This window comes from Streptomyces sp. NPDC052301, assembly GCF_044593395.1.
Lineage (GTDB): Bacteria > Actinomycetota > Actinomycetes > Streptomycetales > Streptomycetaceae > Streptomyces.
This window is the reverse complement of the sequence record NZ_JBIUBE010000020.1, coordinates 45998-72314: the sequence shown is the minus strand read 5'-3', so window position 1 is coordinate 72314 and position 26317 is coordinate 45998. Positions and strand designations below refer to the sequence as shown.

The 26317-nt window shown below is 69.9% G+C and carries 22 protein-coding genes and 7 tRNA genes; 14 read left to right on the top strand and 15 right to left on the bottom strand.

Going from position 1 to position 26317, the window contains the following annotated elements:
* Positions 1-24: 24 nt before the first annotated feature.
* The 3 genes from ACIHEJ_RS37035 to ACIHEJ_RS37025 all read right to left on the bottom strand — a co-directional run bounded on the left by ACIHEJ_RS37035 (position 25) and on the right by ACIHEJ_RS37025 (position 3416).
* Positions 25-2187 carry a DEAD/DEAH box helicase gene (locus ACIHEJ_RS37035; RefSeq protein WP_400142131.1) on the bottom strand — a complete coding sequence of 721 codons (2163 nt, stop codon included), beginning with the start codon at positions 2185-2187 and terminating at the stop codon, positions 25-27.
* A 269-nt stretch (positions 2188-2456) separates the two neighbouring features.
* Positions 2457-2978 carry a hypothetical protein gene (locus ACIHEJ_RS37030; protein ID WP_400142129.1) on the bottom strand — a complete coding sequence of 174 codons (522 nt, stop codon included), beginning with the start codon at positions 2976-2978 and terminating at the stop codon, positions 2457-2459.
* A gap of 87 nt (positions 2979-3065) precedes the next feature.
* Entirely contained in the window at positions 3066-3416 is a 351-nt protein-coding gene (locus ACIHEJ_RS37025) for a metallopeptidase family protein (RefSeq protein ID WP_400142222.1), read from the bottom strand.
* 83 nt (positions 3417-3499) lie between these two features.
* Between ACIHEJ_RS37025 and ACIHEJ_RS37020 the strand changes: the two genes are divergently transcribed.
* The 4 genes from ACIHEJ_RS37020 (at position 3500) to ACIHEJ_RS37005 (ending at position 5502) form a co-directional block, all read left to right on the top strand.
* Positions 3500-5140 (top strand): metallophosphoesterase, encoded by a 1641-nt coding sequence (locus ACIHEJ_RS37020; protein WP_400142127.1) that lies wholly within the window; start codon positions 3500-3502, stop codon positions 5138-5140.
* An 80-nt stretch (positions 5141-5220) separates the two neighbouring features.
* A tRNA-Glu gene (locus tag ACIHEJ_RS37015) sits at positions 5221-5293 on the top strand.
* 36 nt (positions 5294-5329) lie between these two features.
* A tRNA-Asp gene (locus tag ACIHEJ_RS37010) sits at positions 5330-5404 on the top strand.
* Positions 5405-5428: 24 nt separating this feature from the next.
* Positions 5429-5502 (top strand) — tRNA-Phe (locus ACIHEJ_RS37005).
* Positions 5503-5583: 81 nt separating this feature from the next.
* On the opposite strand, the gene ACIHEJ_RS37000 is transcribed toward ACIHEJ_RS37005, so the two are convergent.
* Entirely contained in the window at positions 5584-5793 is a 210-nt protein-coding gene (locus ACIHEJ_RS37000; protein WP_400142125.1) for a hypothetical protein, read from the bottom strand.
* A 421-nt stretch (positions 5794-6214) separates the two neighbouring features.
* On the opposite strand from ACIHEJ_RS37000, the gene ACIHEJ_RS36995 reads away from it, so the two are divergent.
* The gene (locus tag ACIHEJ_RS36995; protein ID WP_400142123.1) at positions 6215-6508 is read left to right on the top strand and encodes a hypothetical protein; all 294 of its coding nucleotides are present in this window, start codon (positions 6215-6217) and stop codon (positions 6506-6508) included.
* Here ACIHEJ_RS36995 and ACIHEJ_RS36990 read toward each other — a convergent pair.
* A complete protein-coding gene (locus tag ACIHEJ_RS36990) occupies positions 6505-7524 on the bottom strand; it encodes an ABC transporter permease (RefSeq protein WP_400142121.1) in 1020 nt (339 codons plus the stop codon). The genes ACIHEJ_RS36995 and ACIHEJ_RS36990 overlap by 4 nt on opposite strands.
* 115 nt (positions 7525-7639) lie before the next feature.
* Here ACIHEJ_RS36990 and hrpA point away from each other — a divergent pair, with 115 nt between their 5' ends.
* From hrpA to ACIHEJ_RS36975, 3 genes are all read left to right on the top strand, one after another.
* Entirely contained in the window at positions 7640-11584 is a 3945-nt protein-coding gene (hrpA, locus tag ACIHEJ_RS36985; protein WP_400142119.1) for an ATP-dependent RNA helicase HrpA, read from the top strand.
* Between the two features lie 97 nt (positions 11585-11681).
* Positions 11682-11756: transfer RNA gene (locus ACIHEJ_RS36980), tRNA-Asp, on the top strand.
* Positions 11757-12053: 297 nt separating this feature from the next.
* Positions 12054-12245 (top strand): DUF6274 family protein, encoded by a 192-nt coding sequence (locus tag ACIHEJ_RS36975; protein ID WP_400142117.1) that lies wholly within the window; start codon positions 12054-12056, stop codon positions 12243-12245.
* Positions 12246-12705: 460 nt separating this feature from the next.
* Here ACIHEJ_RS36975 and bldC read toward each other — a convergent pair whose 3' ends face one another.
* Together bldC and ACIHEJ_RS36965 are read right to left on the bottom strand one after the other, a co-directional pair.
* Positions 12706-12912 carry a developmental transcriptional regulator BldC gene (bldC, locus tag ACIHEJ_RS36970; RefSeq protein ID WP_003949541.1) on the bottom strand — a complete coding sequence of 69 codons (207 nt, stop codon included), beginning with the start codon at positions 12910-12912 and terminating at the stop codon, positions 12706-12708.
* Positions 12913-13431: 519 nt separating this feature from the next.
* Positions 13432-14274: a hypothetical protein gene (locus ACIHEJ_RS36965; protein ID WP_400142115.1), complete on the bottom strand. Its 843-nt coding sequence runs from the start codon at positions 14272-14274 to the stop codon at positions 13432-13434.
* A 199-nt stretch (positions 14275-14473) separates the two neighbouring features.
* Here ACIHEJ_RS36965 and ACIHEJ_RS36960 point away from each other — a divergent pair, with 199 nt between their 5' ends.
* Together ACIHEJ_RS36960 and ACIHEJ_RS36955 are read left to right on the top strand one after the other, a co-directional pair.
* Positions 14474-15580 carry a Leu/Phe/Val dehydrogenase gene (locus ACIHEJ_RS36960; protein ID WP_400142113.1) on the top strand — a complete coding sequence of 369 codons (1107 nt, stop codon included), beginning with the start codon at positions 14474-14476 and terminating at the stop codon, positions 15578-15580.
* Positions 15581-15881: 301 nt separating this feature from the next.
* Complete coding sequence (locus ACIHEJ_RS36955) at positions 15882-16130, top strand: DUF3073 domain-containing protein (protein ID WP_361256657.1); 249 nt, start codon at positions 15882-15884, stop codon at positions 16128-16130.
* Between the two features lie 66 nt (positions 16131-16196).
* Here ACIHEJ_RS36955 and purM read toward each other — a convergent pair whose 3' ends face one another.
* The 7 genes from purM to purS all read right to left on the bottom strand — a co-directional run bounded on the left by purM (position 16197) and on the right by purS (position 23678).
* Entirely contained in the window at positions 16197-17264 is a 1068-nt protein-coding gene (gene purM, locus ACIHEJ_RS36950; protein ID WP_400142111.1) for a phosphoribosylformylglycinamidine cyclo-ligase, read from the bottom strand.
* Positions 17265-17299: 35 nt separating this feature from the next.
* Positions 17300-18829, bottom strand: coding sequence for an amidophosphoribosyltransferase (gene purF / locus ACIHEJ_RS36945; protein WP_400142109.1), 1530 nt, complete (start codon positions 18827-18829; stop codon positions 17300-17302).
* Positions 18830-19030: 201 nt separating this feature from the next.
* Positions 19031-19468 carry an META domain-containing protein gene (locus tag ACIHEJ_RS36940; protein WP_400142107.1) on the bottom strand — a complete coding sequence of 146 codons (438 nt, stop codon included), beginning with the start codon at positions 19466-19468 and terminating at the stop codon, positions 19031-19033.
* 56 nt (positions 19469-19524) lie between these two features.
* Positions 19525-20322: a sterol carrier family protein gene (locus tag ACIHEJ_RS36935; protein ID WP_400142105.1), complete on the bottom strand. Its 798-nt coding sequence runs from the start codon at positions 20320-20322 to the stop codon at positions 19525-19527.
* A 160-nt stretch (positions 20323-20482) separates the two neighbouring features.
* Entirely contained in the window at positions 20483-22741 is a 2259-nt protein-coding gene (purL, locus tag ACIHEJ_RS36930; RefSeq protein ID WP_400142103.1) for a phosphoribosylformylglycinamidine synthase subunit PurL, read from the bottom strand.
* Positions 22738-23418 (bottom strand): phosphoribosylformylglycinamidine synthase subunit PurQ, encoded by a 681-nt coding sequence (purQ, locus tag ACIHEJ_RS36925; protein ID WP_400142102.1) that lies wholly within the window; start codon positions 23416-23418, stop codon positions 22738-22740. Before purQ ends, purL begins: the two co-directional genes overlap by 4 nt.
* The gene (gene purS / locus ACIHEJ_RS36920) at positions 23415-23678 is read right to left on the bottom strand and encodes a phosphoribosylformylglycinamidine synthase subunit PurS (protein ID WP_400142100.1); all 264 of its coding nucleotides are present in this window, start codon (positions 23676-23678) and stop codon (positions 23415-23417) included. Before purS ends, purQ begins: the two co-directional genes overlap by 4 nt.
* Positions 23679-23987: 309 nt before the next feature.
* Between purS and ACIHEJ_RS36915 the strand changes: the two genes are divergently transcribed.
* The 4 genes from ACIHEJ_RS36915 to ACIHEJ_RS36900 all read left to right on the top strand — a co-directional run bounded on the left by ACIHEJ_RS36915 (position 23988) and on the right by ACIHEJ_RS36900 (position 25274).
* A complete protein-coding gene (locus ACIHEJ_RS36915; protein ID WP_031164632.1) occupies positions 23988-24305 on the top strand; it encodes an Lsr2 family protein in 318 nt (105 codons plus the stop codon).
* 168 nt (positions 24306-24473) lie between these two features.
* Positions 24474-24545: transfer RNA gene (locus tag ACIHEJ_RS36910), tRNA-Gly, on the top strand.
* Between the two features lie 79 nt (positions 24546-24624).
* Positions 24625-24697, top strand: a tRNA-Gly gene (locus ACIHEJ_RS36905).
* Positions 24698-25198: 501 nt separating this feature from the next.
* Positions 25199-25274 (top strand) — tRNA-Gly (locus ACIHEJ_RS36900).
* Positions 25275-25337: 63 nt separating this feature from the next.
* Here the strand turns inward: ACIHEJ_RS36900 and ACIHEJ_RS36895 are convergent.
* Positions 25338-26237: a phosphoribosylaminoimidazolesuccinocarboxamide synthase gene (locus ACIHEJ_RS36895; RefSeq protein ID WP_400142098.1), complete on the bottom strand. Its 900-nt coding sequence runs from the start codon at positions 26235-26237 to the stop codon at positions 25338-25340.
* Between the last annotated feature and the right edge of the window lie 80 nt (positions 26238-26317).

Here is a 26317-nt window from a genome sequence, read left to right as displayed (position 1 = left end):
GATCACGCGCGCCGGCGCGTCAGGTCAGCCGTTGCGCTTCCAGCGCGGCTTGTCCTCGCGACGGCCGAAGCCGGTGCCGCGGTGGTCGTCACGACGGCCGTAGGGGCGCTCGTGGCCGCCGGAGCGGAAGCCCGGACGGTCGTCACGGCGGTCCCGGTTGAACGGGCGGTCGCTGCCCCGGTGCCCACCGCGCTCGTCCCGGCGGAAGCCGGGACGGTCGTCACGACGCTCGAAGGAACGGCCACCACGGTCGTCACGGCGCTCGAAGCCCCGCTCGCCACGGTCCCGGTCACGGTCGAACGGACGGCGCTCGCCACGGTCCCGGTCGAAGCTGCGGCCACCACGGTCGTCACGGCGGTCGTCACGACGCTCGAAGGAACGGCCACCACGGTCGTCACGGCGCTCGAAGCCCCGCTCGCCACGGTCCCGGTCACGGTCGAACGGGCGACGCTCGTCACGACGCTCGAAGCTGCGGCCGCCACGGTCGTCACGGCGGTCGTCACGACGCTCGAAGGAACGGCCACCACGGTCGTCACGGCGCTCGAAGCCCCGCTCGCCACGGTCCCGGTCACGGTCGAACGGGCGACGCTCGCCACGGTCCCGGTCGAAGCTCCGCCGCTCCCTGCGCTCGTACGGCGCGGAAGCCGCCGGGCGCTCCTCGCGCTCGGCCTCGCGCTCCACCGACTGCTCGGCCACGGCCAGCTCCTCGGCAGCCGTCGCCTGGGCCTCGGCCACCGCCGCCTCCGGGTCCTCGCCGCGCTCGCGGGCGACCCGGGCGACCAGCCGGTCGGCCTCCTCGCGCAGTTCGGCGGCACGGCGCTGGGCGCGCTCCAGCTGCTTGGTGAGCTGGGCGACCTCACGCTCGGCCTGCTGCGCGGCGTTGCCCGCGGACTCGGCCTGGACCTCGGTCATGGAGCGGGCGCCGGTGATCTCGGCGACCTCCGGGTCGAAGGCGGCGCCGCCCTGGATGATGTGGCGGGCCGCGTCGACGCCGGCGTCCTCCATCAGGCGGAAGATCTGACGCCGCTGGTGCGGCAGGGAGAGGGAGACCACGGTGCCGGTACGGCCCGCACGCGCGGTGCGGCCCGCGCGGTGCAGGTAGTCCTTGTGGTCGCCGGCCGGGTCCACGTTCAGGACCAGGTCGATGCCGTCGACGTGGATGCCGCGGGCGGCGACGTCGGTGGCGACCAGGACGTTGACGTACCCGTCCTTGAAGTCGGCCAGGGTGCGGGTGCGGGCGCCCTGGGTCATGCCGCCGTGCAGCGCGTCGGCCTTCACGCCGGCCTCGCGCAGCTGCTCGGCGACGCGGTCCGCGCCCAGCTGGGTGCGGACGAAGATGATCGTGCGGCCCTTGCGGGAGGCGATCGCGGCGGTGACCGGCGCCTTGTCCTTGGGCTTCACGATGAGGATGTGGTGCGACATGGTCGTCACCGCGCCCTGGGCCGCGTCCACCTCGTGGGAGACGGGGCTGTCGAGGTAGCGGTCGACGAGGGTCTGGATCTCGTTCTCCATCGTGGCGGAGAAGAGCATGCGCTGACCGCCGGCCGGGACCTGGTCGAGCAGCTCGGTGACCTCGGGCAGGAAGCCCAGGTCGGACATCTGGTCGGCCTCGTCGAGGACGGTGATCTGCACGTCCTCCAGGGAGCAGGCGCCACGGTTGATGATGTCGCGCAGGCGTCCGGGGGTGGCGACGAGGATGTCGACGCCGCGCTCCAGGGCGTAGATCTGGTTGCCCATGGAGGTGCCGCCGCAGACGACCTTCATCTTCAGGCCGAGGACGTCGCCGTACGGCTGGAGGGCGTCGGCGACCTGCATCGCCAGCTCGCGGGTGGGGGTGAGGATGACCGCGCGGGGCTTCTTCTTCTCGGTGTGCCCGCCGGCCAGCGTGGCCAGGGTCGGCAGACCGAAGGAGAGGGTCTTGCCGGAGCCGGTGCGGCCACGGCCGAGGATGTCCTTGCCGGTCAGGGCGTCCGGGATGGTCGCGGCCTGGATCGGGAAGGGGGTGGTCACGCCGTTCTGTGCGAGCTTGCGCACGATGCCCTCGGGGAGTCCGAGGTCGGCGAAGGTGGTCTGGGGGGTGGTGTCGGTGGCCTCGGGGGCCTCGGTGACCTCGGTCGTCACGTCGACGAGTTCGCTGTCGAGCTCGTTTTCGGACACGACGATCAGATCAGTACTGGACACGGACATGCGAATGCGAAACCTTCCGGAGTCTCTTCGGCACGCGCCCGTCAACTCCGTGATTCGCTCACGACCGCCTCGATGCGGTCCGCCACGGCAAAGGAGAGTACGCGCCACACGGCGCGCTCTGGTGATGGCGCCGGGCAAATGGGATCAAACGATCTACCACCATACGCACCTACCACCCCTCAAGGCAAACTGATCTCTCCGCCGCAGGTGAACGGGGGTGCCGGGCACCGGCCGACCGTCACCGCCGCCATGCGGCTCGGCCATGCCTCTCACACCGGAACCCCCGCCTCGGGAGCCGGCTCGCGCTGCACCAACTGGGGCGAGGTGCCCTCATGGGCCGAGGAGGACGGTTCCGCCGACGGGGGATCGGACGGTGGCGGAGGCGGTGTGGTGTCCGGGGGCTCGGACGGGGCGGAGGTGGGCGGGGGCGTCGGCTGGTCCTGGGTCGGCGCCGGGTCTCCGGGCTCGACGGTCGCCCCGGGCTTCCCCGGCTTCCCGGGGGCCGCCGACGCGCTGCCCCGCCGGCCGGACGGGCTGGCCGACGCCGAGGCCGACTCCCCCGGCCTGGCCTTGCCGCCACGGTGCCTGCCGTCGCCGCCCGCACCCTCGCGCCCGAGGCCCCCCGCACCTTGCACCGGGCCGCCGTCGGGTGCCTCACCCCCGCGCTGCCCCGCCGAGTGCGAGGGCCTGGTGGCCCGGCCCGCGTCGTCACCCACGTTCACACAGCCGGCGGCGGCGGTGACGGCCAGCACCGTGACGGCGAGACGGACGGGTACGTTCAAGGGGCGCACGGCGGCCACCTCCGAGGCAAGGAAAGAAGTCAACCTGCCCAACTCCCGCCGCCCGCAAGAGGACACGCGGCCCGCCCGCATCGGCGCTCAGCCGTAGCCGAGGGTGTGCAGCCGGGTGTCGTCGATACCGAAGTGATGGGCGATCTCGTGGACCACGGTCACCTCGGTCTCCGCGACGACGTCCTCCCGGCTCTCGCAGATCCTGAGCGTCGGCCCCCGGTAGACGGTGATCCGGTCCGGCAGGACACCGGCGTACCACTCGCCCCGGTCGGTGAGCGGGGTGCCCTCGTACAGTCCGAGCAGCTCGGGGTCGTCGGCGGGCGGTTCGTCCTCCACGAACACCGCCACGTTGTCCATGAGCCGCGTCAGCTCCGGCGGGATCCGGTCGAGCGCCTCGGCGACCAGTTCCTCGAACTCCTCGCGCGTCATCTCCAGCACACGGTCATTGTCGGGCACGACGGGCCCGTACGAGAGTGCCGAACCGTCGCATATCCGCGGCGGGACATGGGCATACGGGACCAATGGCCCGCGTCCCCGTCGCCGCGCTGAGCAGCATGCTGAACCGGACCTCGCACCGCGTACCCCGTATCGGCGGCGTCCGCCGCATCCCCGGCGCCCTCCGCATCCCCGGTGTCGCCCGTCTCCGCCGCGCCGGCGAAGGCACCCACCGGCTGCCCGACCTCGAACTCGGCGACCGGCCGCGACCCTGGCTCCAGGCCCTCGGCCTCATGGCCGTCGTGCTCGTCGGTGCCTGGCTGGGCCTGCTGATCGTCGGCAACGTACGGGCGCCGGTCGGGCCGATGAACACGACGATGGCGCTCCGGCCCTCCCTCACCGGCGGCACGAAGATCAACATCTCTCCCCTGGGCGCGCTCACCCTGGACAGCCATGTGGCCCCGGTCCGCCTGGACGTGAACGTCGACCAGCTCGACCCGCTCCGCGCCCAGGCCCTGGTCGACCATCCGGAGCGGATCTCCGGACTGCAGGACGAGGTCGCCCACGACGTCGAGCACGGAACGCTGGACCTCGCCGTGCGCTCCTGCGTGGCCGTGGTCGCCGGCGCCACCGCCCTCGGTCTCGCGGTCTACCGGCGCCCGGGCCGGGCCTTCGCGGCCGGCGGACTCGCCCTGACCCTGCTGGCCGCCTCGGGCGCGTCGGCGTACGCCACCTGGAACCCGAAGTCGATCCTGGAGCCGAAGTTCTCCGGGCTGCTGACCTCCGCTCCGTCCGTCGTCGGCAACGCGCGCAGCATCGTCACCGAGTTCGACGTCTACCAGCAGGAGCTGGCCCGTCTGGTGACGAACGTGACCAAGCTCTACGACGTCGCGTCCACGCTCCCGGCCTACCAGCCGGACCCCTCCACCATCCGGGTCCTGCACGTGTCGGACATCCACCTCAACCCGGCGAGCTGGAAGATCATCGCCTCGCTCGTGGAGCAGTACAAGGTCGACGTGATCGTCGACTCCGGCGACACGATGGACCACGGCACGGCCGCGGAGAACGGCTTCCTGGACCCGGTGAAGGATCTGGGCGTGCCGTACGTCTGGGTGCGCGGCAACCACGACTCCCGGATCACGCAGCGCTACCTGGGACGCATGAAGAACGTGCGCGTCCTGGACGACGGACACGCACAGACGGTCGCCGGCCTGCGTTTCGCCGGGACCGGCGACCCGCAGTACACGCCCGACCGCTCGGTGGTGCCCGGTGGCGACGCCTCCGAGCGGCTGGCGGGGGACCGGCTGGCCAGCGCCCTGCGCGACCAGCGGGCGGCCGGCACCCCCGTGGACGTGGCGATCGCCCACGAGCCGTCCGCGGCCCGCGAGACCGACGGCGAAGTGCCGCTGGTGCTCTGCGGCCATCTGCACCACGAGGGGGACGAGATGCTGCCGTACGGCACCCGGCTGCGCATGGAGGGCTCCACGGGCGGGAGCGGGCTGCGGGCGGTGGAGCACAAGTACCCCGCCCCCATCGAGGCCTCGGTCCTCTACTTCGACCGCGACAGCCACCGCCTGCAGGCCTGGGACGCGATCAAGCTGGGAGGCCTGGGCCAGACGACAGCCGAGGTCAGCCGCCATCTGGCGGACGAGAACCGGCCCGGTGCCACACCGGCCCCGAGCACCTCGTCCCCCTCCCCCGGCACCTCGTCCGCGGCCTCGCCGTAAACCGTTTTGGCGATACTCCCCGGCATCCCATATGCTTCTCACGTCCCCGACGCGCTGAGAAGCGCCCAGGCGGGCCGATAGCCCTCATCGTCTAGCGGCCTAGGACGCCGCCCTTTCAAGGCGGTAGCACGGGTTCGAATCCCGTTGGGGGCACGCAAGATCGTGTGCGACACTGTTGCACACACGCTTGGTCCTGTGGAGCAGTTTGGAGTGCTCGCCACCCTGTCAAGGTGGAGGCCGCGGGTTCAAATCCCGTCAGGACCGCTGGTGTTTCACGTGAAACACCATGGCTGGGTAGCTCAGTTGGTACGAGCGTCCGCCTGAAAAGCGGAAGGTCGCCGGTTCGACCCCGGCCCCAGCCACCGCAGCCCTCACCAGGGCATGAGCCCCTCTCCAGCGTCAATGGAGAGGGGCTCTTTCGTGTCGCCTGCGCCAACCGGCTGTCAGCGCACCACGGCGTGCAGCCCGTACCCCAGAAAGACGAGCCCCAAGATCCCGAACTGGATCCGCATGCTGGTAAGGCTCCGCCAGGGCGTTCCGTACCGGCTCCGTTGGCTCGTCACCACGGGCGCCCAGTCCCACACCCACACGTCGACACCGCGGTATCCGCATGCCACCGTCAGGAAAGCACTGCCCACGAGCAGCGCGAGCACGCCCCGAAAGATCAATGCCGTTCCTTTCCCAACCCCACGACCAGCGCCCGTATCGCGGCATTGTCGCACCAGCCGCTGCCAGTGGCCGAGGGGTCGAAATCCACGCGAGCCGGGACCTGACCAGCGCCGGGCCCGCTCAGCCGGCAGCAAGGGGCAGCGTGAGACAGGTCAGCACAGTCGCGGGAAGAGCAAGGTGACTACGTGTCAGGTCAGATGCCTCATGCCGTACGCCAACCCGTACGCCGGCAGCCGCACACAGCAACACCTGTCGTCCGACACCCCCGCCCCCTATGATCAGGCGACGCCCCTCCAGGACGCGGCCTGAAAGGCGGAAGGTCGCCGGTTAGACCCCGGCCCCAGCCAGAGAAGAAGGCCCCGTTCAGCGAACGGGGCCGTCGTCGTCTCGGGCTGGGGGGCAGCAGTGGATACCGACGTGGAGAAGTACCGGGCGCGGTACGGCTTGCTCGCGGTGATCGTCAGCAATCTCGCGATCGCCGGGGTCGCGGTCTTCGGGGTGTGGCGGTTCGACGGGGACAAGAGCGTGATCGTCGGGATCCTCACCGCCGCGTTCACGGCCGTGAGCAGCATGACCACCGCCTACCTGGGCATCAAGGCCGTCTCCAACACCGCGAAGTCGTTCGCGCTGCGGGACGGCGGCCGGCCCCCGCAACAGGGCACCGCGGCGACCCCGCCACCCGCCCAGCGCACTCCCTAGTCCCTGCCGGACGGGTCGGCCTCCCGGCCGCCCGGGTGCCGGTGCCGCCAGATCACGAAGACCGCGCAGGACAGGACCAGCCAGCCCGCCAGTACCAGGAACGGAAAGGCGTGCTGGTACCCACGGAAGTACACCGCCGTGTGCTGGGCGTTCACCGAGGCACCGGGCGGCAGCCAGCGGCCGACCGTGCCGAGCGGGGACGGCAGCAGGGGCCAGGAGACGGCACCGCCGGACGAGGGGTTGCCGAGCAGCACCATCAGGCCCCAGGTCGGCAGCATGGCCCAGCGTCCGACCAGGGTGTTGAACATCGTGAAGACCATGCCCGAGGTGAACATGGTCAGGGCGAGGATCATCCAGGACTCCACGAACGGCAGCTTCACCGCCCCCAGCCACCAGTCGACCACCGCGGCGATGGTGAGCCCGCCGAGCAGGGCGTACGCGACGGTGAAGGCGATGCGCTCCATGGGGTTCAGGGCCCGCGCGTGCACGCTGAGCTGGATGGCGCCGACGAACCCGATGATCACGGCGGCGAGTGAGATGTAGAAGATCGCGAGTCCTCTGGGGTCGCCCTTCTGCAGCGGCTTCAGGTCGCGGAGCACCACGGTGGTGCCGGAGGCCTCGCCCACCTTCACGGCCGCCTCGCCGAGCACCTGGGCGACCGTGGCCCCGGACGCGGAGGACACGTCCAGCGTGATCGTCCGGCCGCCGGCGGGCGCCTCCACCACCGCGAACACCTTCTGCTCGTCCACCGCGCGCACGGCGGCGGCCCGGCTGTCGTACGGGTGCAGCACCAGGGAGGCGTTCAGGGCCTGCTCCATGCCGTCGATGAACCGCCGAGCCGCCGGCACGTCGTTGGACGCGGTCACGGCCGTGGGAATGGTGTGCGGGGTCGGGTTGGCCATGGCGTAGGTGTACGAACCGGCGAAGAGGCCCGCTGCCGCGGCGATGAGCAGCATCAGGACCGAGGCGGGGAGAAAGGGGGAGGCCTTGAACGTCGCCCAGCTCGATTCGGACATAACGATCACTTTGGCACCTCGATGTGGGGGGTGCCCGTTGATCGCCGGGTGCCGGATGCGTCGGCGGTCAAATCGTTCGCGTGTTTTTCGGGCGGGGTGAGATCCTGGACCGCGTATGTCTACGCATCCCGCCCCCGCCCTCGGCACCCTCGCCCCCCGTCTGACCGAGCTGTCGCTGCGCGACGCGCACCGGCTCGGCAGGCGGCTCGAGGGCGCGCGCAAGATCCGTAAGCCGGAGGCCCGCGCCGCCGTCCTCGCCGAGATCGAGGCCGAGGTCGGCAAGGCCGAGGCCCGCATGGCCGAGCGGCGCGTCCGCGTGCCCGCGGTCACGTATCCCGAGCAGCTGCCCGTCAGCCAGAAGAAGGACGAGATCGCGGCAGCCATCCGCGATCACCAGGTCGTCATCGTCGCCGGTGAGACCGGCTCCGGCAAGACGACCCAGATCCCCAAGATCTGCATGGAGCTCGGTCGCGGTGTCCGGGGCATGATCGGGCACACCCAGCCCCGCCGTATCGCCGCCCGTACCGTCGCCGAGCGGGTCGCCGACGAGCTGAGGACACCCCTCGGCGAGGCCGTCGGCTGGAAGGTGCGGTTCACCGACCAGGTCAACCCGGACGCCACCTTCGTCAAGCTGATGACGGACGGCATCCTGCTCGCCGAGATCCAGACCGACCGCGAGCTGCGCGCCTACGACACGATCATCATCGACGAGGCCCACGAGCGGTCACTCAACATCGACTTCCTGCTGGGCTACCTCGCCCAGCTGCTGCCCAAGCGTCCGGACCTGAAGGTCGTCATCACCTCGGCGACCATCGACCCCGAGCGCTTCTCCCGGCACTTCGGCGACGCCCCGATCATCGAGGTCAGCGGCCGTACGTACCCGGTGGAGGTGCGCTACCGGCCCCTCCTGGAGGAGGACTCGGACGACGCCGACCGGGACCAGATCACCGCCATCACCGACGCCGTCGAGGAGCTGATGGGGGAGGGCAAGGGCGACATCCTCGTCTTCCTCTCCGGTGAGCGGGAGATCCGGGACACGGCCGACGCGCTGGAGAAGAAGAAGTACAGATTCACCGAGGTGCTTCCCCTGTACGCCCGGCTCTCGCACGCCGAGCAGCACCGGGTCTTCCAGCCGCACACCGGGCGCAGGATCGTTCTGGCCACGAACGTCGCCGAGACCTCCCTGACCGTCCCCGGCATCAAGTACGTGATCGACCCCGGCTTCGCCCGGATCAGCCGTTACAGCCACCGCACCAAGGTCCAGCGGCTGCCCATCGAGCCGATCTCGCAGGCCAGCGCCAACCAGCGCAAGGGCCGTTGTGGTCGTACGTCCGACGGCATCTGCATCCGCCTGTACTCCGAGGACGACTTCCTCGCCCGCCCGGAGTTCACGGACGCGGAGATCCTGCGGACCAACCTGGCGTCCGTCATCCTGCAGATGACCGCGGCCGGTCTCGGCGACATCGAGAAGTTCCCCTTCATCGACCCGCCGGACCACCGCAACATCCGCGACGGCGTCCAGCTGCTCCAGGAACTGGGCGCGCTGGACCCGGCGCAGAAGGACGTCCGCAAGCAGCTCACCGACACCGGCCGCAAGCTGGCCCAGCTGCCCGTCGACCCGCGCCTGGCCCGCATGGTCCTGGAGGCCGACAAGAACGGCTGCGTCCGCGAGGTCATGGTCATCGCGGCGGCCCTCTCCATCCAGGACCCGCGCGAGCGCCCGGCGGAGAAGCAGACCCAGGCCGACCAGCAGCACGCCCGCTTCAAGGACGAGACCAGCGACTTCCTCGCCTATCTGAACCTGTGGCGGTACGTCCGCGAGCAGCAGAAGGAGCGGGGGTCGTCGTCCTTCCGGCGGATGTGCAAGCAGGAGTACCTGAACTTCCTGCGCATCCGGGAGTGGCAGGACATCTACACCCAGCTGCGTACGGTGGCCAAGCAGATGGGCATCCACCTCGCCGAGGAGGACGCCCCTTCCGACCGCATCCACGTCTCCCTCCTCGCCGGCCTGCTCTCGCACGTCGGGATGAAGGACGTGAAGGACGGCACCAAGAACGAGTACCTGGGTGCCCGCAACGCCAAGTTCGCGATCTTCCCGGGTTCCGCGCTGTTCAAGAAGCAGCCGAAGTTCGTGATGTCGGCCGAGCTGGTGGAGACGAGCCGGCTGTGGGCGCGGGTCAACGCCAAGATCGAGCCGGAGTGGGTCGAACCGCTCGCCGGTCACCTGCTCAAGCGGACGTACAGCGAGCCGCACTGGGAGAAGGACCAGGCGGCCGTGATGGCGTACGAGAAGGTCACCCTGTACGGCGTCCCGATCGTCGCCCAGCGGAAGGTGAACTACGGCCGCATCGACCCCGAGGTCAGCCGCGAGCTGTTCATCCGCAACGCGCTCGTGGAGGGCGACTGGCGTACGCACCACAAGTTCTTCGCCGACAACCGCAAGCTCCTCAGCGAGGTCGAGGAGCTGGAGCACCGGGCGCGGCGCCGGAACATCGTGGTCGACGACGAGACGCTGTTCGACTTCTACGACCAGCGGGTGCCCGAACACGTCGTGTCGGGGGCCCACTTCGACTCCTGGTGGAAGCGGAAGCGGCACGAGCAGCCGGACTTCCTGGACTTCGAGCGGGAGATGCTGATCCGGGAGTCGGCGGAGGCGGTCACGAAGGCCGACTATCCCGACTCCTGGCGGCAGGGGCCGCTCACGTTCCGGGTGACGTACCAGTTCGAGCCGGGCGCGGACGCCGACGGTGTGACCGTCCACATCCCGCTGCAGGTCCTCAACCAGGTCACGGAGGAGGGCTTCGACTGGCAGATCCCGGGTCTGCGCGAGGAGTTGGTGACGGAGCTGATCCGCTCGCTGCCGAAGCCGATCCGCCGCCACTACGTGCCCGCGCCGAACTACGCGAAGGCGTTCCTGGAGAAGGCGGCGCCCCTGCAGGAGCCGCTGACGGTCACGATGGCGCGTGAGCTGAAGCGGATGGTCGGTGTGCCTTTCGAGGCGGACGACTTCGACTGGGCGAAGATCCCCGACCATCTGAAGATCACGTTCCGGATCGTCGACGAACGGCGCCGGAAGCTGGCCGAGGACAAGGACCTGGAGGCGCTGAAGCTCCAGCTGAAGCCGAAGGCACGCAAGGCCCTGTCCCAGGCGGCAGCGGCGACCGCCTCCCGCGAGGGCGGCGAGTCCCTGGAACGCAAGGGCCTGACCGACTGGTCGATCGGCACGCTGACCCGGGTCTTCGAGACCCGCCGGGCCGGCCAGCCGGTGAAGGCCTACCCCGCGCTGGTCGACGACGGCGACACGGTCTCGGTGCGCCTCTTCGACACCGAGGCCGAGCAGGCCGAGGCGATGTGGAAGGGCACCCGGCGGCTGATCCTGCGGAACATCCCGGTGAACCCGGCGAAGTTCGCGTCCGAGAAGCTGACGAACCAGCAGAAGCTCGGCCTCTCGGCCAACCCGCACGGCTCCATCCAGGCCCTGTTCGACGACTGTGCGATGGCGGCGGCGGACAAGCTGATCGGGGACTTCGGGGGGCCGGCGTGGGACGAGGAGTCGTACCGGAAGCTGTACGACAAGGTGCGCGCGGAGATCGTGGACACGACGGTGCACACGGTCGCCCAGGTGCAGCAGGTGCTGGCCGCCTGGCAGGCCTGTGAACGCCGCCTGAAGGCCGTGCGCAGCCCCGTCCTGCTGGCAAACCTGACGGACGTCCGCAAGCAGCTGGACGCCCTCGTGAAGCCGGGATTCGTCACCTGGGCGGGCATACGGCGCCTCCCCGACCTGATGCGCTACCTGGTGGCCGCCGACCGGCGGCTGCAGCAGATGCCGACGGGCGTCCAGCGGGACACCACCCGCATGGAGAAGGTCCACGAGATGCAGGACGAGTACGCCTGGCTCCTGGAGCAGCTGCCTCAGGGCCGCCCGGTCCCGCCTGCGGTCCTGGACATCCGCTGGATGCTGGAGGAGCTGCGGGTCAGCTACTTCGCCCACGCGCTGGGGACGGCGTACCCCGTCTCCGACAAGCGGATCGTGAAGGCGATCGACGCGGCGGCACCGTAACCGATCATGTACGGAGGGTGAGTTCGACCAGGCGGGCCCACCTCCTGTACAGTCTCTTTTCGCAGCGCAACGCAGCAAGCCGAGCGCCGCGAAACCTGGTCCTGTGGAGCAGTTTGGAGTGCTCGCCACCCTGTCAAGGTGGAGGCCGCGGGTTCAAATCCCGTCAGGACCGCAGAAGAGGCCCGCATCCGCACCGGATGCGGGCCTCACTCATACCCCGGCCACCAGCCGCGATCACAGACAGCACACCCAGCCGGCGAGGGGCCGCCCCCGCAAGGATGCGCCCCCACCACACCCCCGCATGGGGCGCCGCGTCGCGATCAAGGCGGTCTCGGCGTCGGCCACAGGGCCGCGTCCGCAAGGGCCCCTGGGGCGCTCTGCGCCCTCGTCCGCGGCCTTGACGGCGTCACATTCCGTCGGTACCCAGGGAGCAGGGCCCGTTCCCCTGTGCGGCCCGCGGAGGTGGCGTATGGCGGCATCGGCCAGGCATGAGACGCGGGCGCTGCTCAGGGCGCACCTCGCGGCCGCTTCGTCGTACCGGCACCTCACCCGCCACTGTCCGGTCTGCCACCACCTGCTGCGCCTCGCCATGGACGCCGGCCCCCGACCCCAGGAGACCGAGGAAGCGGCGGTCGAGGACGAGAGCCCCCGGAGCGCGTGACTCCTGTCGGCCCCAACGCCCTTGCGGGCGTGGGACGCTGGAACCTGACCTTCCACTAATACACCGGGGCCACGGGCGACAAGCGTCCCGGCGTGTGACGGGAGTCACCGCATGAGTTTTTGAAACCGCGGTACTTACCCCCGCCCTACAACGGGTCAATTTAATATGTGCAATTGCACTCCCCCCCAGGGGGTGCGCACAGCGGTTCCGACAGCCCTCCCCAGACTCCGACAAGGCCACTCACAGGGGCACCCGTCCCCTCCGACCAGCGCACAAAAAGATCGCGCTGGACCCGGCGGAGTCCAGCGCGATCTACGACGCACCCTGTGTCGCTGCCTACAACGTTCTCTTCGGCTTGGGCGTGGGTCCTGTTGGGGCAGGTCCCGCGTCGCTTGGAGCTAGGGGTTCGGACACTTGGGCCAGTTGGGGGACCGACCGTTTTGCCCGGTTATTCAGTTGTTCAGGCCTCGCTGCGCTGCTGCGGGATGCCCGCAAGCAGTGCGCGGACCTCGGCTTCGCGGTAGCGGCGGTGCCCGCCGAGCGTACGGATCGACGTGAGCTTGCCGGCCTTCGCCCACCGCGTGACCGTCTTCGGGTCCACGCGGAACATCGTGGCGACCTCAGCCGGGGTCAGCAGCGGCTCGGCATCAGGGGTGCGAGCGGTCATGAGCGGCCTCCTCGGGAGAACCGAACCTTCTCGGTTCTTTCCTCTAAATTCTGCACCTTGACCCACGTTGCCCGAAATGGCGGACGCGGGCCGAGTCGGTTATAGGACGAACGGCTTGTCCTCGGCACTACAACTACACCATCTGTCCAGCCACGTCGGCCAAACCGATGGAATTGCCCTCCCAGGTGTTCATCAGCGACGGAAGCCGATGGACCATGCCATAGCGGACAGTCACGCCCCTGTGACGATCAGTCACAGTGGCGATCAGGAGGCACCAGACCCCCCAAAGCGTGCAATGCTGAGATTCCACCCAAGCTGGGGCACAGTTGGGCAGAGGGAACCCTCCCCGGGCTCCTTGTCCTATTTTGGCACGAGGGGCGGCAAGAGGCGCAAGGGCCGTGTTAGTGCCGTCCATCACCCTTGAGGCAAAAGCCCGGATCGGGACCAACGTCCCGTCAGGTGGTCAAGTGCCGTAGACCGTACGTCCTTCAGCGGCTTTTGGACCGTGACGTGCGTCACTCAGTTCGCGGAGCGCCGGTCCCGTACCGCCCGCCACCGCTCCACGAGCCGCCCGTAGGCCTCGCCGGCCGCCGCCCCGTCACCGCGGCGCAGCGCCTCGATGCCCGCGGCCACGTCCGCCGCCGAGTGGTCGCCCTCCAGTTCGCCGGCCGGCAGCACGTGCACCAGGCCGCCGTAGTCCAGCTCGACCAGCGAGCGGGGGTGGAACTCCTCCAGCCAGCGGCCGACATCCACCAGCCCGTCGATCAGGGGACCGTCCTCGACGGCGTCCTTCAGGGTGCGCAGCGCCCGCGCCACCCGGCGCCGGGCCTGGACCATGGGGGTGCGGTAGCGCAGCAGCGGGGGGACCTCGGCGGTGCCCTTCTCGTAGCGCCGCTCCTCGTCGGAGACGAGTACGAACCAGTTCAGCGGCACCTGCCAGGTCGCCGTGCGGATCCAGGGGCGGGCGTCGGGGTTGCGGGCGAGCCAGCGCTCGTAGTCCTGGGCGGCCTGGTCACGCACCAGCGGCGGCAGCACCGCGTCCAGTACCGGCGGCGGCAGCTCCTCGGCCAGCTCGCCGAGCGCCTGCCAGCCGCGCAGCCGGGTCCGCCAGGGACAGACGCAGACCACCCCGTCGACCTCCAGCACGAAGGCGTCACTGCTCTCGTGCACCGGCACCGCGACCGGCGGGGTGGGCAGCAAGTCGGCCAGGGAGCGGCGCAGTTCGTCCTGGTAGGAGGGGCGGTCGGGGCGGCGGGCGTAGCGCGCCCAGTGGCCGCGCTCCGGCTCCGGGAAGGCACCCAGCGGCTCGTACACGCGCAGGTACACGGCATAGGGGACGACCACGGAGGACACCTTCGGCACGCCTGCTCCCTCCCCATCGGGCCCGGCTCGAAACACTGCAAATCGTGCCACGGTCATGCGTGCACAGAAGGCTCGGGAGAGTGATCCTGAACACTGCGCGGATGGTGTTCGCGCCGAGGCTCTACGCTCATGCCACGGCGCCCCGCCACCCGCACGGGGTTCCGCCCCACTCGCCGCTCTTTACACAGGAGTCACCACAGTGACCGAGGTAATTGGCGCACCTGCTGATGTTCTGCACACCCTGTTCCACTCGGACCAGGGGGGCCATGAGCAGGTCGTGCTCTGTCAGGACCGCTCGACCGGCCTGAAGGCCGTGATCGCCATCCACTCCACCGCCCTGGGCCCCGCTCTCGGCGGCACCCGCTTCTACCCCTACGCCACCGAGGCCGAGGCCGTCGCGGACGCCCTCAACCTCGCGCGCGGGATGTCGTACAAGAACGCCATGGCCGGACTCGACCACGGCGGCGGCAAGGCCGTGATCATCGGCGACCCGGAGCGCGACAAGACCGAGGAGCTGCTGCTCGCCTACGGTCGCATGGTCGCCTCGCTCGGTGGTCGCTACGTGACCGCGTGCGACGTCGGCACGTACGTCGCCGACATGGACGTCGTGGCCCGCGAGTGCCGCTGGACCACCGGCCGCTCCCCGGAGAACGGCGGCGCCGGCGACTCCTCCGTCCTCACCGCCTTCGGTGTCTACCAGGGCATGCGCGCCTCCGCCCAGCACCTGTGGGGTGACCCCGTGCTGCGCGGCCGCAAGATCGGTATCGCCGGCGTCGGCAAGGTCGGCCACCACCTGGTGCGGCACCTGCGGGACGAGGGCGCCGAGGTCGTCATCACGGACGTCCGCCCGGACGCCGTCCAGCGGATCCTCGACCAGCACCCCGAGGTGGTCACGGCGGTCGCCGACACCGAGGAGCTGATCCGGGTCGAGGGGCTGGACATCTACGCCCCCTGCGCGCTCGGCGGTGCGCTGAACGACGACAGCGTGCCGGTGCTCACCGCCAAGGTGGTCTGCGGGGCCGCCAACAACCAGCTCGCCCACCCGGGCGTCGAGAAGGACCTCGCCGACCGCGGGATCCTCTACGCGCCGGACTACGTGGTGAACGCGGGCGGGGTCATCCAGGTGGCCGACGAGCTGCACGGGTTCGACTTCGACCGGTGCAAGGTGAAGGCGGCGAAGATCTTCGACACCACGCTGGCCATATTCGCACGTGCGAAGGAAGACGGGATTCCGCCGGCCGCCGCGGCCGACCGGATCGCCGAGCAGCGGATGGCCGACGCCCGCGCCGACCGCACGGCCCGGTGACCGGCACCGGGCGCCGATCGCACGTTTGACCGGTACCCGCCGGTGGGATCTTAGAGAGAACTCTCACTTCCACCGGCGGGTCGTTCCCCGATAAGTGGTTAAAATCGCCACTGACCAGCGAGGACGGGGCGCCTCGAAGGTCCTGGGCACAGGCGCGTGCTGCGGGCGACGTACCGTATGGGCGCGGGCTCAGGTACCGTGGAAGCCCTACGGACCGGCCTCTCCACGGAGGGTCCGTTCCGATCATGAACGCGTGTCAGACTCTGGGGCCGTCGAGCCCCGTCACCGAGGGGGTCGAGCCATGGGGCGCGGCCGGGCCAAGGCCAAGCAGACAAAGGTCGCCCGCCAGCTGAAGTACAACAGCGGTGGGACTGATCTGTCACGTCTGGCCAGTGAACTGGGCGCATCGACGTCGAGCCAGCCGCCGAACGGCGAGCCGTTCGAGGACGATGAGAACGACGACGATCTCTATTCTCGGTACGCCGACCTCTATGAGGACGACGACGAGGACGAGGACGAGGGTCCCTCACAGCACCGTCGCGGCGCTTGACCTAGTACTCAGCACCTGCCCGGTCGGTGGCACTGCCACCGACCGGGTTCTGTGCTACCCGCAGGTTCAGCCGGCGTAGTCGCCGACCAGCTCGGCGCCGGTCTCCTTGTCGCCGCGCTCGGTGATCTCGCCGGCCACCCAGGCCTCGACTCCCCGGTCCGCCAGGGTCGCGAGGGCCACCTCGGTGGACTCCGCGGGGACGATCGCCATCATGCCGACGCCCATGTTGAGGGTCTTCTCCAGTTCCAGGCGCTCGACGTTCCCGGTCCTGCCGACCAGATCGAAGATCGCGCCCGGGGTCCACGTGGAGCGGTCGACGACCGCGTGCAGGTCGTCGGGGACGACCCGGGCCAGGTTCGCCGCGAGACCTCCGCCCGTGATGTGGCTGTACGCGTGCACGTCCGCCGTGCGGGTGAGCGCCAGGCAGTCCAGCGAGTAGATCTTGGTGGGCTCCAGCAGCTCCTCGCCGAGGGTGCGGCCCAGCTCGGCGATCTCCGTGTCCAGGGCGAGGCCGGCGCGCTCCAGCAGGACGTGCCGGACCAGGGAGTACCCGTTGGAGTGAAGCCCGGAGGACGCCATGGCGATCACCGCGTCACCCGTGCGGATACGATCCGCGCCGAGCAGCCGGTCGGCCTCCACGACGCCCGTACCGGCGCCGGCGACGTCGAAGTCGTCCTCGCCCAGCAGGCCGGGGTGCTCGGCCGTCTCGCCGCCCACCAGGGCGCATCCGGCGAGCACACAGCCCTCCGCGATGCCCTTCACGATGGCCGCGACGCGCTCGGGGTGGACCTTGCCGACGCAGATGTAGTCGGTCATGAACAGCGGCTCGGCGCCGCACACCACGATGTCGTCCATGACCATGGCGACCAGGTCGTGGCCGATGGTGTCGTAGACGCCCATGCGGCGCGCGATGTCCACCTTGGTGCCGACGCCGTCCGTGGCGGAGGCGAGCAGCGGGCGCTCGTAGCGCTTGAGGGCGGAGGCGTCGAAGAGCCCGGCGAAGCCGCCGAGGCCGCCCAGGACCTCGGGCCGCTGGGTCTTCTTCACCCACTCCTTCATCAGCTCGACCGCGCGGTCGCCCGCCTCGATGTCGACGCCCGCCGCTGCGTAGCTGGCACCAGTTGTCTCAGACATGGCTGTGAGAGCTTTCGTGTCGTACTGCAGGGGTGTTACGGGCGGCGGATCGCGTCCGACGCGGCCGTGGCGGCGGGACCGGCCGCCAGCTCGGTCTCCAGCAGCTGCTTGCCGAGCAGCTCCGGGTCCGGCAGCTCCATCGGGTACTCGCCGTCGAAGCAGGCGCGGCACAGGTTCGGCTTGGCGATGGTGGTCGCCTCGATCATGCCGTCGATGGAGATGTAGGCGAGCGAGTCGGCGCCGAGGCTGGTGCCGATCTCCTCGATGGTCATGCCGTTGGCGATCAGCTCCGCGCGCGTGGCGAAGTCGATGCCGAAGAAGCAGGGCCACTTCACGGGCGGGGAGGAGATCCGGATGTGGACCTCCGCCGCGCCGGCCTCGCGGAGCATCCGGACCAGGGCTCGCTGGGTGTTGCCGCGCACGATCGAGTCGTCGACGACGACCAGGCGCTTGCCCTTGATGACTTCCTTCAGCGGGTTCAGCTTCAGGCGGATGCCCAGCTGGCGGATGGTCTGCGAGGGCTGGATGAAGGTGCGGCCGACGTAGGCGTTCTTCACGAGACCCGCGCCGAACGGGATGCCGGAGGCCTCCGCGTAGCCGATGGCGGCCGGGGTGCCGGATTCCGGGGTCGCTATGACCAGGTCGGCCTCGACCGGGGCCTCCTTGGCGAGCCGGCGGCCCATCTCCACCCGGGAGAGGTACACGTTCCGGCCGGCGATGTCGGTGTCCGGACGGGCCAGGTACACGTACTCGAAGACACAGCCCTTGGGCTTCGCTTCCGCGAATCGGGAGGAGCGCAGGCCGTTCTCGTCGATGGCGACGAACTCGCCCGGCTCGATCTCCCGCACGAAGCTCGCGCCGCAGATGTCGAGAGCGGCGGACTCGGAGGCGACCACCCAGCCGCGCTCCAGGCGGCCGAGGACCAGCGGGCGGATGCCCTGCGGGTCACGGGCGGCGTAGAGGGTCTGCTCGTCCATGAAGACGAGCGAGAAGGCGCCCCGCACCTTCGGGAGGACCGCGTGGGCGGCCTCCTCGATGGTCAGCGGCTTGCCGTCCCCGTCGACCTGGGCGGCGAGCAGGGCCGTCAGCAGGTCGGTGTCGTTGGTGGCCGCGACCCGGGTGGAGCGGCTGTTGTTGTCGTTGGGCAGTTCGGCGACCATCTCGGCGAGCTGCACCGTGTTGACCAGGTTGCCGTTGTGGCCGAGCGCGATCGAGCCGTGCGCGGTGGCGCGGAACGTCGGCTGGGCGTTCTCCCACACGGAGGCGCCGGTGGTCGAGTAGCGGGCGTGTCCGACCGCGATATGACCCTGGAGCGAACCGAGCGAGGTCTCGTCGAAGACCTGGGAGACCAGGCCCATGTCCTTGAAGACGAGGATCTGGGAGCCGTTGCTGACCGCGATTCCCGCGGATTCCTGACCCCGGTGCTGGAGGGCGTAGAGCCCGAAGTACGTGAGCTTTGCGACCTCTTCACCCGGAGCCCAGACGCCGAAGACGCCGCAAGCGTCCTGGGGGCCCTTCTCGCCGGGAAGCAGATCGTGATTGAGTCGACCGTCACCACGTGGCACGCCACCGAGTGTAGGCGAGGTCGACCACTGGTCCGAATTGGGGATACGCGACTCTGACGGGCCAACGGATGTGGATCACCTTGGGTGATTATCCGTTTCCGCAGGTCAGAGGCGCGCGACCGGGCGCGGTCCGGATCTGGGGCGCGCCGTACGGGGCGGCTGCGCGGGTTCTCGCCGTGGGCCCGAGTGAGGTGTCGCACATCATTCGGGCGTGCTGCGGGTGAGGCGCACGCGCTCCCCGTGACCCGTGGTGAGGACGAGCGTTCCGTGCTCGGCCGTGCCGGTGAGCGTCTGGCCGCCGAGCGCCCGGGCGAGGGCCCGCTCGAAGGTCATCCTGGCGTTGTCACAGGCCATCCGGGTGGTGCGGAGGCCACCGAAGGTGATCCGGTCGCCCTGCACGGTGGCCTGGGCGCTGAACTGGTTGCAGCCCAGGTTGCCCGCCGCCCTTCCGTCCTCGTCGATGCGCAGCCGGGCGGCGGCGGGGGCGTGCAGGGTCGTCCCGTCGGTGGTGACGCTGTCGACCCGCCACTCGACGCCGGTCACCGGTTCGTGTGCGGCCACCGGACCACTGTCCCCCCGCGCCCCGGCGCAGGCCACCCCCAGGGGGCCGAACACGACGGCCAGCGCCGCCGCCGTCACGCGTTGCTTGTACCGGTTCATAACGTTTCGACGGACGTGCGGGGCCAGTGGTTCCGCTACGCCATGAGCGGCAGCAGCTCCCCGATGTCGGCGCGCTCGCCGCTCGCGCTGACCTTCGCCTCGGTCAGAGCGTCCTTCCAGGTCAGGCGGCCGGTGGCGAGCCGGATCCAGGTCAGGGGGTCGGTCTCGACGACGTTGGGCGGGGTGCCGCGGGTGTGCCGGGGGCCTTCCACGCACTGCACGACGGCGTACGGCGGCACGCGCACCTCGGTGGAGCCGCCGGGCGCCTTCACGGCGAGGGCGTCGGCGAGCAGCCGGGTGGCGGCGGCCAGGGCCTGCCGGTCGTGCGGGACGTCGAGGCCCGGCACGGCGTCGTTGAGGTCGTCGGTGTGCACGACGAGCTCGACCGTACGGGTGACCAGATAGTCGTCCAGGGACAGGGCGCCGGCACTCGTCCGCAGGAGCCGGCTGCCGGGATGCTCGTCGAGGAGGGTGCGCAGGGACTGCTCGACGTCCGTCAGATAGGCGTGCAGGTCGGGCTGTTCGGCGGCGATGTTCCGGGTGAACTCGGCGATGGCGGCGGAGTTGGCCGAGGTGGCGAAGGGCCAGTCGAGCAGCACGGCGTCCGCCCTCGGCGGCTCGGGCAGGGCGAGCGCCCGGTGGATCGCGGTGAGGGCCATGCCGATGTGCGCGACGAGATCGCGCACGGTCCACCCGCCGAGCCGCGTGGGCCGGGCGAGCTGCTCTGGGCCGAGACCGCGTGCGGCCTCTCGTACGTTCCCGAACTGGGCGAGGACGGCTGCTCGGGTCCTGGCGGGGTCGTAGCTGCGCGCGCGCTTCTTGGCCGGTGGCATGGCGGTGAGCCTATGCCTTCGCCCCGTGGCCCTTCAGGTCGTTTTCGACCGGGGGTTGCGCGGCCCGGCCCGTGCGGCCGGAACCCGTCGAGGGCGCCCTGGCCGCGTGGGAAAGGCCCCGCCCGGTGTCCCGGACGGGGCCCTCACAGCCGTACGGCGACTACTTCAGCAGCGCCGGGACGGTGTCCTCGTGCGCCGTGCGCAGCTCCTCCAGGGTGAGCGTGAACTCGCCCTGGACCTCCACCGTGTCGCCGTCCACGACGCCGATACGGGTGACCGGCAGGCCCCGCGCACCGCACATGTCGTTGAAGCGGACCTCCTCCGAGCGCGGCACGGCGACGATCGCGCGTCCGGCCGACTCGGAGAACAGGAAGGTGAAGGCGTCCAGGCCGTCGGGGACGACCAGACGGGCGCCCTTGCCGCCCAGCAGGGCGGACTCGACCACGGCCTGGACCAGGCCGCCGTCGGACAGGTCGTGCGCGGAGTCGATCATGCCGTCGCGGGAGGCGGAGATCAGGATCTCGGCCAGCAGCCGCTCACGCTCCAGGTCGACCTTGGGAGGCAGACCACCGAGGTGGTCGTGGACCACCTGGGACCAGGCCGAGCCGCCGAACTCCTCGCGGGTGTCGCCGAGGAGGTACAGCAGCTGGCCCTCCTCCTGGAAGGCGACCGGGGTGCGGCGGGCCACGTCGTCGATCACGCCGAGTACGGCGACGACCGGGGTGGGGTGGATCGCCGCCTCGCCCGTCTGGTTGTAGAGCGAGACGTTGCCGCCGGTCACCGGGGTGCCCAGCTGCTGACAGCCGTCGGCGAGACCGCGCACGGCCTCCGCGAACTGCCACATCACCGCCGGGTCCTCGGGCGAGCCGAAGTTCAGGCAGTCCGAGACCGCGAGGGGCTTGGCGCCCGTGGTGGCCACGTTCCGGTACGCCTCGGCCAGGGCCAGCTGGGCGCCCGTGTACGGGTCCAGCTTGGCGTAACGGCCGTTGCCGTCCGTGGCGATGGCGACGCCGAGACCGGTCTCCTCGTCCACGCGGATCATGCCGGAGTCCTCCGGCTGGGCGAGGACGGTGTTGCCCTGCACGAAGTGGTCGTACTGGGACGTGATCCACTTCTTGGAGGCCTGGTTGGGGGAGGCGACCAGCTTCAGGACCTGGTCCTTCAGCTCCTCGCCCGTCTCCGGGCGCGGCAGCTTGTTCGCGTCGTCGGCCTGCAGCGCGTCCTGCCACTCGGGGCGGGCGTACGGGCGCTCGTAGACCGGACCCTCGTGCGCCACCGTGCGCGGGTTCACGTCGACGATCTTCTCGCCGTGCCAGAAGATCTCCAGCCGGTCGCCGTCGGTGACCTCACCGATGACGGTGGCGATGACGTCCCACTTCTCGCAGATCTCCAGGAAGCGGTCGACCTTCTCCGGCTCCACGACCGCGCACATGCGCTCCTGCGACTCGCTCATGAGGATCTCCTCGGGCGAGAGCGTGGAGTCGCGCAGCGGCACGTCGTCCAGGGTGACGCGCATGCCGCCGGAGCCGTTCGAGGCGAGCTCGCTCGTCGCGCAGGACAGACCGGCCGCGCCGAGGTCCTGGATGCCGACGACCAGCTTCTCCTTGAAGGCCTCCAGGGTGCACTCGATGAGGAGCTTCTCCTGGAAGGGGTCGCCGACCTGGACGGCGGGGCGCTTCGACGGCTTCGCGTCGTCGAAGGTCTCGGAGGCGAGGATCGACGCGCCGCCGATGCCGTCGCCGCCGGTCCGGGCGCCGTACAGGATGACCTTGTTGCCCGCGCCGGAGGCCTTGGCGAGGTGGATGTCCTCGTGCCGCATCACACCGATGGCACCGGCGTTGACCAGCGGGTTTCCCTGGTAGCAGGCGTCGAAGACGACCTCGCCGCCGATGTTCGGCAGACCCAGGCAGTTGCCGTAGCCGCCGATGCCGGCGACGACACCCGGGAGCACCCGCTTGGTGTCCGGGTGGTCGGCCGCACCGAACCGCAACGGGTCCACGACGGCGACCGGACGGGCGCCCATCGCGATGATGTCGCGGACGATGCCGCCCACGCCCGTGGCCGCGCCCTGGTAGGGCTCGACGTAGGAGGGGTGGTTGTGCGACTCGACCTTGAAGGTGACCGCGTAACCCTGGCCGACGTCCACCACACCGGCGTTCTCGCCGATGCCGACGAGCAGGGCGTCGCTCTCGGGCGCCTTCTCGCCGAACTGGCGCAGGTGGACCTTGGAGGACTTGTACGAGCAGTGCTCGGACCACATGACCGAGTACATGGCGAGCTCGGCGCCGGTCGGGCGGCGGCCGAGGATCTCCACCACCCGTTCGTACTCGTCCTTCTTCAGGCCGAGTTCGGCCCAGGGCAGCTCGACGTCGGGGGTCGCGGCCGCGTGCTCGACCGTGTCCAGAGGCGTCCGGCTCATGCGTTGACCAGCTTCTTGAGGATCGAGGTGAAGAACGGCAGGCCGTCGGTACGGCCCGTACCGATCAGCGGCTCGACGGCGTGCTCCGGGTGCGGCATGAGGCCGACGACGTTGCCCGCCTCGTTGGTGATGCCGGCGATGTCGCGCAGCGAGCCGTTCGGGTTGAAGTCGAGGTACCGGAAAGCCACCCGGCCCTCCGCCTCCAGCTTGTCGAGCGTGTACTCGTCGGCGACGTACCGGCCGTCCATGTTCTTCAGCGGGATGTGGATCTCCTGGCCCTGGCGGTAGTCGCCGGTCCAGGAGGTCTCCGCGTTCTCCACCCGCAGCTTCTGGTCGCGGCAGATGAAGTGGAGGTGGTCGTTGCCGAGCATGGCGCCCGGGAGGAGGTGGGCCTCGGTGAGGATCTGGAAGCCGTTGCAGATACCGAGGACCGGCAGACCGGCCTTCGCCTGCTCGACGAGCGGCTCCATCACCGGCGAGAAGCGCGCGATGGCACCGGCGCGCAGATAGTCGCCGTACGAGAAACCTCCGCAGAGCACCACGGCGTCGACCTGCTTGAGGTCCTTGTCCTTGTGCCACAGGGCGACCGGTTCGGCGCCCGCGACACGGATCGCGCGCTGGGTGTCCCGGTCGTCCAGGCTCCCGGGGAAAGTGACGACGCCAATACGAGCGGTCACTTGGCCGCCTCCGCCACTTCTTCGACCTTGACGGTGAAGTCCTCGATCACGGTGTTCGCGAGGAAGGATTCCGCGAGATCGTGGATGCGGGCGAGTGCGGCCTCGTCGACCGGCCCGTCAACTTCCAGTTCGAATCGCTTTCCCTGACGTACGTCCGAGATCCCCGTGAAACCCAGGCGCGGCAGCGCACGCTGGACCGCCTGGCCCTGGGGGTCGAGGATCTCCGGCTTGAGCATGACGTCGACTACGACGCGTGCCACTGGCACTCCCGGTGTGTGGTGCTGAGCAGGTTCCTTCAGACTACCCGCACAAAATTTCTACGCGGGTAGAGTTGTAGGAAACTACGTGAGGCGCATCACGATCGGGTGTCGAAGCCGTACCGCCGCGAAAAGTTCTGGGAAAGTTCGACGGTCCACTCCGGCCGCCTATTGTGCTCGGACACGCGGACAGATTTAGTCGGGCTTCACTTTGCATTGCCAGGCACTGTACAAATGAATTGGCAATAGCCGATACTCGGCACGTCATCGCCGTGAGCTGTATCGACGTGCCGCACGAAGGGACCGATATTCGTGGCGCAAAAGGTCGTGGTCACTCTCTTTGACGACATCGACGGCTCGGAAGCGGCGGAAACGATCGCCTTCGGACTCGACGGCAAGTCGTACGAGATCGACCTGAACGAAACCAACGCCAAGAAACTGCGCAAGGCGCTCGCGCCGTACGTGGAGGCCGGCCGCAAGCGCTCGCGGTCCGGCAAGGCGTACAAGCAGACGGAGGTCGCCCCCGACCCGGCGGCCGTCCGCGCCTGGGCCCAGGCCAACAAGATGGACGTCCCCGCCCGTGGACGCATCCCGAAGAAGGTCTACGAGGCGTTCAGCGCCGCGCAGTGAGCCCGCGAAGGGGCGAGTCCTCAGGGTCCGTCAGCGGGCCCTGAGGTCCGTGCACTTGGCAGACACCGGGCCGTGCGGGGGAACCGACTTGCGCAACCCCCCTGCTGATCAGCTAATGTCTGCAGCACGCCGAGGGGCGAGGCCGAAAGGCCGGATCCCGAGGACCATGCGGGTGTAGTTCAGTAGTAGAACATCCCCCTTCCAGGGGGAAGGCGCAGTGTGCGATTCCTGTCACCCGCTCTGACACCGGTCACGACCACTCTTGTGGATCAGGTAGGCTGGTGTTCGCACCGATCGGTGGGAGCCGGTCGGGAGCAGTGCGGACGTAGCTCAGTTGGTAGAGCGCAACCTTGCCAAGGTTGAGGTCGCGAGTTCGAGCCTCGTCGTCCGCTCGGGAAAAAGACCCCGGTCCACTGGACCGGGGTCTTTTCGTTGATCTCAGGATTGATCTCCGGCCTGTTTTCCCACCCGATCACGAATCATGTGAACGTCGCCACATCTCCGCACCCCGAACTGCCCGGCCCGCGGACGCCGATCGCCATCGGGAGCGACGCCTCCCGGTGGCGGGCGGGGGGGGGGCACGGAGCGAGATGGCCGGTGCCCGGCGGATCGACGGGCACAGCCGGACCGCGCACGCCGAAAACCACTGTCCGCCCCGGAGTTGGCCGGCGCCGTGACGCCCTCCGCGGGCTCGCCGCCGGGTGCGCGGAAGGCCGAGACGGTGCGGCCGGCCACCGACGGGGCGCCCGGTGCGGTGACCGCCGAGGGGGCCGCTGCGCCCCCGGAACCACACTCTTCGATCGTCACGCCGCTCGGGGCGGGAGCCCTCATACGGGAGTGCGTCACGCGCGCGACCGAGGTTGGGTATAGTTGCTCTCGCGCCACGGCGCAGTGCGGACGTAGCTCAGTTGGTAGAGCGCAACCTTGCCAAGGTTGAGGTCGCGAGTTCGAGCCTCGTCGTCCGCTCCAGCAAGGCCCCCGGGAGACCGGGGGCCTTTTGCGTTGCCCCCGGTCTCCCGGGGGCGGGGCGGGTCAGCGCCAGCCGGCACCCGTCAGGCGCTCGTACGCCTCCACGTACTTCTGCCGCGTCGCCTCCACGACCTCCTGCGGCAGCGGCGGCGGGGGCTGCTCGCTCTTGCGGTCCCAGCCGGACGCGGCGGAGGTCAGCCAGTTCCGGACGAACTGCTTGTCGTACGAGGCCTGCGCGCGGCCCGGCTGCCACTGGTCGGCCGGCCAGAACCGGGAGGAGTCCGGAGTGAGGACCTCGTCGGCGAGGACGAGCGAGTCGCCGTCGAAGCCGAACTCGAACTTGGTGTCGGCCAGGATGATCCCCCGGTCCCGGGCGATGTCACGGGCCCGGGAGTACACGGCGAGCGTGGCCTGGCGCAGCTGGGCAGCGGTCTCGGCGCCGACCTGGCGGGCGACCTCCTCGTAGGAGACGTTCTCGTCGTGCTCGCCGACCTCGGCCTTGGTGGCCGGGGTGAAGATCGGGGCGGGCAGCTCCGAGCCGTCGACCAGGCCTTCGGGGAGGGCGAGGCCGCAGACCGTACGGGACTCTTCGTACTCGAGCAGGCCGGAGCCGGTGAGGTAGCCACGGGCCACGCACTCCACCGGGACCATCTTCAGCGACTTGCAGACCAGCGTGCGGCCCGCCCAGTCGGCCGGGGCGCCCGCGGGCAGCTCGGTGCTGATCACATGGTTGGTGGCCAGGTCGCGCAGCTGGTCGAACCACCACAGGGAGAGCTGGGTGAGGATGCGGCCCTTGTCGGGGATCTCGGTGGGCAGCACCCAGTCGTAGGCGGACATGCGGTCGCTGGCGACCATCACGAGGTCGCCCGCCTCGTTCTGGTACAGCTCGCGCACCTTGCCGGTGTGCAGGTGCACCAGGCCCGGAACCTGGATCGGCTCGGGCTTTTCTACGAATCCGGACACGGTTCCTCCCCGTGGTTCTGTCCAAGTGCCTCGATTCTCCCTTATCGGGGCGATCGGTTTCGGCCAGGGGGGTCGCAGAC

What these genes read in the sequence shown, in the direction of transcription:
- ACIHEJ_RS37035 (WP_400142131.1), bottom strand. Translation starts at nt 2,187, where the DNA reads ATGTCCGTGTCCAGTACTGATCTGATCGTCGTGTCCGAAAACGAGCTC.
- ACIHEJ_RS37020 (WP_400142127.1), top strand. Translation starts at nt 3,500, where the DNA reads ATGGCCCGCGTCCCCGTCGCCGCGCTGAGCAGCATGCTGAACCGGACC.
- ACIHEJ_RS36990 (WP_400142121.1), bottom strand. Translation starts at nt 7,524, where the DNA reads ATGTCCGAATCGAGCTGGGCGACGTTCAAGGCCTCCCCCTTTCTCCCC.
- hrpA (WP_400142119.1), top strand. Translation starts at nt 7,640, where the DNA reads ATGTCTACGCATCCCGCCCCCGCCCTCGGCACCCTCGCCCCCCGTCTG.
- ACIHEJ_RS36975 (WP_400142117.1), top strand. Translation starts at nt 12,054, where the DNA reads ATGGCGGCATCGGCCAGGCATGAGACGCGGGCGCTGCTCAGGGCGCAC.
- bldC (WP_003949541.1), bottom strand. Translation starts at nt 12,912, where the DNA reads ATGACCGCTCGCACCCCTGATGCCGAGCCGCTGCTGACCCCGGCTGAG.
- ACIHEJ_RS36955 (WP_361256657.1), top strand. Translation starts at nt 15,882, where the DNA reads ATGGGGCGCGGCCGGGCCAAGGCCAAGCAGACAAAGGTCGCCCGCCAG.
- purM (WP_400142111.1), bottom strand. Translation starts at nt 17,264, where the DNA reads ATGTCTGAGACAACTGGTGCCAGCTACGCAGCGGCGGGCGTCGACATC.
- ACIHEJ_RS36935 (WP_400142105.1), bottom strand. Translation starts at nt 20,322, where the DNA reads ATGCCACCGGCCAAGAAGCGCGCGCGCAGCTACGACCCCGCCAGGACC.
- purL (WP_400142103.1), bottom strand. Translation starts at nt 22,741, where the DNA reads ATGAGCCGGACGCCTCTGGACACGGTCGAGCACGCGGCCGCGACCCCC.